Below are 6,034 nucleotides of genomic sequence, written 5' to 3' on the forward strand. Positions count from 1 at the left end.
GCCGGCGTCAGGCGTGGGTGTTGGTGGACCAGATGGAGTTGCCGATGCCTTCGCCGCCGTCGGCCTTGTAGACGACGAGGTTGCCGTCGTCCTGGAGCTTCAGGTAGGCGCCGGCGGACCAGAAGGTGCCGGTGGCCCAGAGGGAGCGGGTGCCGTCGGAGCTGTAGACGATGGCGTTGCCGTCGTTCTGGATCTTCAGGTAGGCGTTGTTGTTGCCGTAGGTGCCGCTGGCCCACAGGGTGGTGTTGTCGCTGAGGCGGTAGAGGACGAGGTTGCCGTCCCACTGCATGGCCAGGCGGGTGGTGGTGGTGTAGACCTGCTGGCCGGCGGCGAGCTTGCTCTCGGGGCGGAAGGTGCCGGTGCTCCAGATCGAGTTGGCGGCGGTCTCGGCGGCGTCCTTCTTGTAGAGCACGAGGCTGCCGTTGTCCTGGAGCTTGAGGAATGCGCCGTCGTTGCCCCAGGTGTTGGAGCCCCAGAGGATGCCGGTGCCGGTGGCGGGGTTGCCGTCGCTCTTGTAGAGGACGAAGTTGCCGTCCGTCTGGACGTGTGCCCAGGCGCCCTTGTTCCCCGGGGTGTTGGTCGTCCAGGTGGGGGTGGCGTCGGTGCGGCGGTAGCGGACCAGGTTGCCGTCCTGCTGCATCTCGACGACGGCGGTCTGGGACTGGATCCACTGGCCGGACTTGATCTTGGTGTTGCTGTTCAGCTTCGCGTCGAGGCGGATGGTGCCGGCGGACCACAGGACGGAGCTGCCGTCGGCCTTGTTCAGGGCGAGGTTGCCGTCGGACTGAAGGCGCAGGAACGCGCCGTTGTTGCCCCAGGTCTTGGTGGACCACAGGGCGTTGGCGTCGGTCGGGTCGCCGCTCTTGTAGACGACGAGGTTGCCGTCCGGCTGCATGTACGCCCAGGCGCCGTTGTTGCCGGAGGTGCCCGTGGACCACAGCACGCCGCCGTCGACCTGCTTGTGGGTGAGGACCAGGTTGCCGTCCGTCTGCATGGTCAGCTTCAGGTCCAGGCCGATGATCGACGCGCCGGAGGTCAGCTTGGTGCCGGTCTGCAGAGTCCGGCCGTTGCCCGCCTTGGCGGTGGTGATGGCCGAGGCGATGCCCTCGACGCGGGTCGCGGACGCGCCGGTGCGGGTCTCGCTCGCCGGGGTCTCGAGGCAGCCGCCCTGCCAGGCGCGGGAGACCAGCGCGGTGATCTCGCCCGCGGCGTTGAACAGCGGCGCCCCGTTGTCGCCCGCGCAGAGCGGCGCCGCGCCGGCGGCGGAGGACAGGTCGACGGTGGAGGCGGAGACGGTGCCGACGCTCTGGTCGGTGGTGCGCACTCCGCTCCACCACGTGGTGGCGGTGCGGCCGGCACCGGCGACCTTCACGGTCGTGCCGGCGGCGACGGCCGCGGTGGCAGTCTTGGCCGGGGCGATGGCGTAGACCGGCACGGTCAGCTGGGCGATGACGGCGTCCCGGCCGGTTCCGAGGCTGTACGCCTCGATGATCGGGTTGCTGCGGCCGCCGAGGGTGAAGGTGCTGCCGGCCGCCGGGACGCCCGGGGTGAAGGTGCTCGGGTCGTCGGTGAAGCAGCTCGCCGTGGTGAGGACCCACAGCGGGTCGATCAGGGTGCCGGTGCAGCCGCGGGACCCGGCCCGGCCCGGCGCGCCGACGCTGAGCGACCCGACGGCCGGGAACTCGGTGGTCGGCGCGGCGGCGGCGGGGCCGTCGCCAGCGACCAGTTCGAGGAGCACGGCAGGCTTGTTGCCGGTCGAGTTGTCGGCCTGGCCGACCGGGGTCCAGTCGTTCTTCTTGATGTCGACGCTGCTCGTCACGCCCTCGGAGCTGAGGGTCGCCTTGATCGCGTGGCTGTCGCCCTTGATGTTGATGACGTTCGACGTCTCGAGGGCGAGGTATCCGGACGGGCCGGTGACCTTGAAGCAGACCTCGAACGGTGACGCGACCTGGCGCACGATCCGCACCAGGCCCGACTCGGAGGCGCAGTCGGCGAGACGGATGTTGCCGTCGCCGGTCTTCACCGTCAGGTTCTGCTCGGCCAGGATCTTCGCGGCGCCCGGATAGGCGAACGCCTCGACCGCCAGCGGCGCGGTGCCCTCCGCCGCCGCTGCGGGTATCGAAACGGCGGCCCCGGGCACGGCCAGCATGGCTGCCAGCAGCAGTGCGGGTCTCTTAATCCTTCGCAAAACAATCCTCCATAGCGGAAAATTGGGACGTAAAGCTGGCATAAAATTGCCGATCGCACGCTATCGATAAAAAGATCGACGGTCAAAGCGCTGAAAGCGTCGCAAATCGGACTGTCGGGCTGCATTCCTGGCGCACACTGCATTTGTGCTCAGAAGTGGCAATTCGGGCATTTTCGGTCGATTCGGTATGCAGTCGATGGGGGTGCCTCTGCCCCTGCGGGACGGAGGCGGAGTCCCCTCCGTCCGGCGGCCGCTTCGGGCTGCCGCCGATGAACACGGTGCAGAAACTGCGGGCCGCGCTGCGCGCCGGCCACGGCTCCGAGCGACTGGATGCCGAACTCGCCGACCAGCTGCTGCGCCGGGTGCCGGTCGACCGCCTCAACCAGGTCGACCAGGTGCCCACCGTCGTCGACCTGGTCGCCGTCGCCGAGATCGTCGCCGCCTACCGCGGCCGCATCCTGCTCGCCGCCGACGCGATCGACGAGACGGTCGCCGACCGGCTGGCCCGGCAGGACGCCGAGTGAGCCACCCGGACGACGCCGGTCGCGGCGCGGTCGCGGCGGTCACCGACCGCGCCGCGCAGCGCGCCAAGGAAATCGGCGCCGACCAGGTGCTGGAGGCGCTGCGCGCCGAACTCGAACTGCGGCCGCGGCTCGGCCGGCTGATCCGCACCGCCGTCGAGGGCGGCCAGCGGATCGAGCTGTACTCCACCCGGATCGAGGGCGACGCGGCCGCCGGACGGCCCGCGGTCAACGTCGTGCACGCCTTTGCCCCCCCGCGCCGCCGTGGCTGCCCACAGTGCGGATCGCCGCCATCGTTCCCGAGGACCTGCCGCACCCGGACCTGTAGGCGCCGGGCCTGCGCCGCCCGTCCCGGTTCGGGCGGACCGTCGCCGGCCCGTTCGAGCCGGAGGGCAAGCGCATGGTCGTCGGGCTGCTGACCGACGGTCAGACTGGGGTCATGACCGCCCGCCGTCGGCTCGGACCCGGCTACCTTGCTGCCGTTCAGGAACCCGCTGCCCCCGAGAGCGACGGGCATGCGCGCCTGCTGCCCGTCGAACGCGTCGCGAGTGCGGAGCCGGAGAGCGAGGCCGCGGCCGCTGTCCCCGCCGGGTCGACTGCTCGCCGCCGGCTCGGGCCGGGCTACCTCGTGATCGTCCAGGACCCCGATGTCCCGGTCTGAGTCCGCCTGCGGCGGTGCGGTGCGCTCTGCGGGCAATGGGTGCGGCGCGCACCTGACGCCATTCTCCCCGGGCGGCGGGCCCGGTTACCGCTGGGGGCGGGTGGCGTCCTCGACGTCGGCGGCCAGGCGGGCGTGGACGTCGGCGGCTGCGTCGCGGGTGGCTGGGTCGGGGTCGTCGAGTTGAGGGGCGATCAGTTCGAGTGCGGCGGCGAGGACCGGCACGGGGACGGCCGCGGTGCGCAGGTGCAGGAGCTGGATGGCGGCGCGCTCGCCCGGGGTGGCGGCGGCGATCTGGGAGGACGGGATCAGGGCGTTGATGCCGCGGAGCAGGGGCGGCGGGCTGCTGGTGGTCACCCGGCCCATCCTCGCGCGCGCGGGTCGCCGGCGACCAACGGCGCTGGTCGCCGTCCCGCCGCCTCGGCGCGGACTGAGGGACAGCCTCGCCAGACCTTGTCGTGCACGTCGTGGGGTGCCGCGCGACGCTCTGCCGCCCGCTCGTTCCGCCTCGGGGTGAAACGGGCGGCGGGTGCGGGCTGGCATCCCGGTCATGAGTTTCTCCCCGGGGGTTAACGACGTGTCGGAGCCGATGCTGTTCGGTGCTCCCACGTGCTCGGTGTGCGGGGGCGAGCTGCCGCCGCGCAAGGGCATAGGCCGGCGGCCGAAGTACTGCTCGAAGGCGTGCTCGTCGAAGGCCGACCGGCAGCGCGAGCGGGAGCGCCGGGAGGCCCTTGCCGCGGCCGCGGACTCCGCCGAATCCCCCCGGGGCGAAACGGCCTCGCATGCCGGGGCCGTCCTGCGGCCGCTGGACGTCCCGGTCGGCGCGGGCGCGGACGGGGGGAACTGCTCGAAGCCGCCGCCGAGCTCCACCGGCAGACCAAGGTGTTCCTGCTCCAGCTCGACCGGGCGGCCCGCAACAGCGACCCCGGCCTGCTCCGGCGTGCCGGGGCCGACATGCGCGCCGCCGCCCACGTGCTGTCCGCGCGCCACCGCGAGCTCGTCGGGCAGCTGCTCGACGGCCACCCGCTCGCGCCGCCGGCCCGGGCCGTCGACCCGTCCGCCCCGCGCGTTTCTCCCCGGGTGGAAACGCCGTCGGTGGAACGGATTGCCGCAGCCGTCGGCGCCGACCTGCTCGTGGCCCCCGCGCCGGCCGATCCCGGCCCGCGCCCCAGGCCGTCCACCCCGAGGCCGTCCGCCGAATCACCCCGGGGAGAAACGGAACGCCCGGAGGCAGGCCCGGAAGACGTTCGGGCGCACCGGATGCCCGCCGATACGCCCCGGGGAGAAACAGCGGCACCGGCGGCAGGCAGCGCCGTGCCGACTCCAACGCCCCGGGGAGAAACACCGGCAGCTCCCGGCACGCCCGTGTCGCCGGCGCCCGCCGCCGAGCGTCGGCTGCGCGGCCTGGTCGACCAGCGCCTCGCCCAGCAGAGCGCCGGCACCCGCGAGACGCCGGTCCCCGCCCCTGGCACCGGAACGGTGACCGTGCCGCGCGACCCGCTGCTGCGCGGCCTGCCCCGAGGCATGGACGTGCGCATCCCGCTCGACGAGCGGGTCTTCGGCTACGACTGGGCGCTGGCCGGGTGGACGGTGCAGCCGGACGTCCTGGTGGTCCTCGGCGAGGGGCACCAGGTCGGCTGGGTCGAGCACGGCCTGGACGGCGGAGACGGCTGGGTCGCCGTCCACGACGGCTACTTTCTCGGCGACCCGGCCACCCAGCAGGCCGCCCTGCACACCACCCCGGAACTGGCCGCCCAAGCCATCCACCACGCCCACATCCACGACCTCCGCGCGGGACAGAGCGCATAGGACGCCGGGCATGCCGAGACAGGCTGGCAGATCTCGGCAGGTCTCGGCCAGACCGAGGTCGTGAACCGCTGGATGGGGGAAGGACTGACCCCCGACCCGAAGAACGTCGCGGCCTTCTTCAACGAGGCGGTCACCGAGCTCGCCTCGGCCGGCCACAGCACACACCGCCTGTACCGCAGCCCGGCACCGACCTCCCCGGCCTCCTCACCCGCCTCCAGGACGTCGCCGGGATCAAGCCACCGCGGCGGCCTGCGCCGAATTCACCGCCTCCGCTACGAGGCTTCCTGGAGCCACCATCCTCACCGACGACACCCCGGCCCGCGTCACCGTCACCGGCGGCGAACTCCGAGCCCTCCAGCACTTGGTCGACTTCTACGTCGCCTTCGGCACTGACGAAAACGCCGTCCGTCACCTTGCCCGCACCCTGGTCCAGGACCTCCAAGCCCGCGCCACTACGAACAGCCACGCGGTCCCCCTGCGAGCCAGCGCACGCCACTACGCCAAGAAGCACAACTGATCATGGGCACCCCGGACACGACCACTGAACTCCCCGGCCCGAGGAAGGGCCGCACGCTTCGCCTGGCGGCCGCGCTGCGAACTGAGATCGCGAGCGGCCGTGGAAGCCCGGCGAACCGCTGCCCCGCGGCAGCGAACCGGCGGCAGCGAACGGTGTCAGCCACGCCACGGTCTCCGGCGCCATCGGACTACTGAAAGACGAGAAGCTGCTCGCCGGACCGGCCGGCCGCCGCACCCGTGTCGCGTAACCGGCCTCGGCCACGGCGAGGGCGGCGATCTCCTGGCCCTGGCGGTGGGTGAGCATGGGGATCCGGTTACGCCGGACGACGGCCCGGGCATCCC

The 6,034-nt window shown here is 72.5% G+C and carries 6 protein-coding genes and 1 pseudogene; 5 read left to right on the forward strand and 2 right to left on the reverse strand.

All coding sequences use genetic code 11. The features are described from left to right. Positions 1 to 7: 7 nt before the first annotated feature. Positions 8 to 2,188 carry a trypsin-like serine protease gene (locus CG736_RS25615; protein ID WP_198520609.1) on the reverse strand — a complete coding sequence of 727 codons (2,181 nt, stop codon included), beginning with the start codon at positions 2,186 to 2,188 and terminating at the stop codon, positions 8 to 10. Between the two features lie 269 nt (positions 2,189 to 2,457). On the opposite strand from CG736_RS25615, the gene CG736_RS25620 reads away from it, so the two are divergent. The 3 genes from CG736_RS25620 to CG736_RS25630 are packed head-to-tail and all read left to right on the forward strand — an operon-like array spanning position 2,458 to position 3,370. Beyond that, positions 2,458 to 2,712 (forward strand): hypothetical protein, encoded by a 255-nt coding sequence (locus CG736_RS25620; RefSeq protein WP_100588528.1) that lies wholly within the window; start codon positions 2,458 to 2,460, stop codon positions 2,710 to 2,712. Beyond that, positions 2,709 to 3,128, forward strand: coding sequence for a hypothetical protein (locus CG736_RS25625; protein WP_100588529.1), 420 nt, complete (start codon positions 2,709 to 2,711; stop codon positions 3,126 to 3,128). The genes CG736_RS25620 and CG736_RS25625 overlap by 4 nt, the downstream gene beginning before the upstream one ends. 20 nt (positions 3,129 to 3,148) lie before the next feature. Then, positions 3,149 to 3,370, forward strand: coding sequence for a hypothetical protein (locus CG736_RS25630; RefSeq protein ID WP_157815741.1), 222 nt, complete (start codon positions 3,149 to 3,151; stop codon positions 3,368 to 3,370). 84 nt (positions 3,371 to 3,454) lie between these two features. Here the strand turns inward: CG736_RS25630 and CG736_RS25635 are convergent, their stop codons facing one another. Next, positions 3,455 to 3,724: a hypothetical protein gene (locus CG736_RS25635; protein ID WP_100588531.1), complete on the reverse strand. Its 270-nt coding sequence runs from the start codon at positions 3,722 to 3,724 to the stop codon at positions 3,455 to 3,457. 1,008 nt (positions 3,725 to 4,732) lie between these two features. Here CG736_RS25635 and CG736_RS25640 point away from each other — a divergent pair. Then, positions 4,733 to 5,176 (forward strand): hypothetical protein, encoded by a 444-nt coding sequence (locus tag CG736_RS25640; RefSeq protein WP_100588532.1) that lies wholly within the window; start codon positions 4,733 to 4,735, stop codon positions 5,174 to 5,176. A 620-nt stretch (positions 5,177 to 5,796) separates the two neighbouring features. Then, positions 5,797 to 5,940 (forward strand): annotated as a pseudogene (locus tag CG736_RS39020) (hypothetical protein); the annotation flags it as partial. Positions 5,941 to 6,034: the final 94 nt, after the last annotated feature.

Origin of the sequence: Kitasatospora sp. CB02891, assembly GCF_002803145.1 — a bacterium.
Classification (GTDB): Bacteria; Actinomycetota; Actinomycetes; order Streptomycetales; family Streptomycetaceae; genus Kitasatospora; species Kitasatospora griseola.

Excerpts from the sequence above, each read along its gene's own strand:
- CG736_RS25620 (WP_100588528.1), top strand. The coding sequence starts at position 2,458 with ATGAACACGGTGCAGAAACTGCGGGCCGCGCTGCGCGCCGGCCACGGC.
- CG736_RS25630 (WP_157815741.1), top strand. The coding sequence starts at position 3,149 with ATGACCGCCCGCCGTCGGCTCGGACCCGGCTACCTTGCTGCCGTTCAG.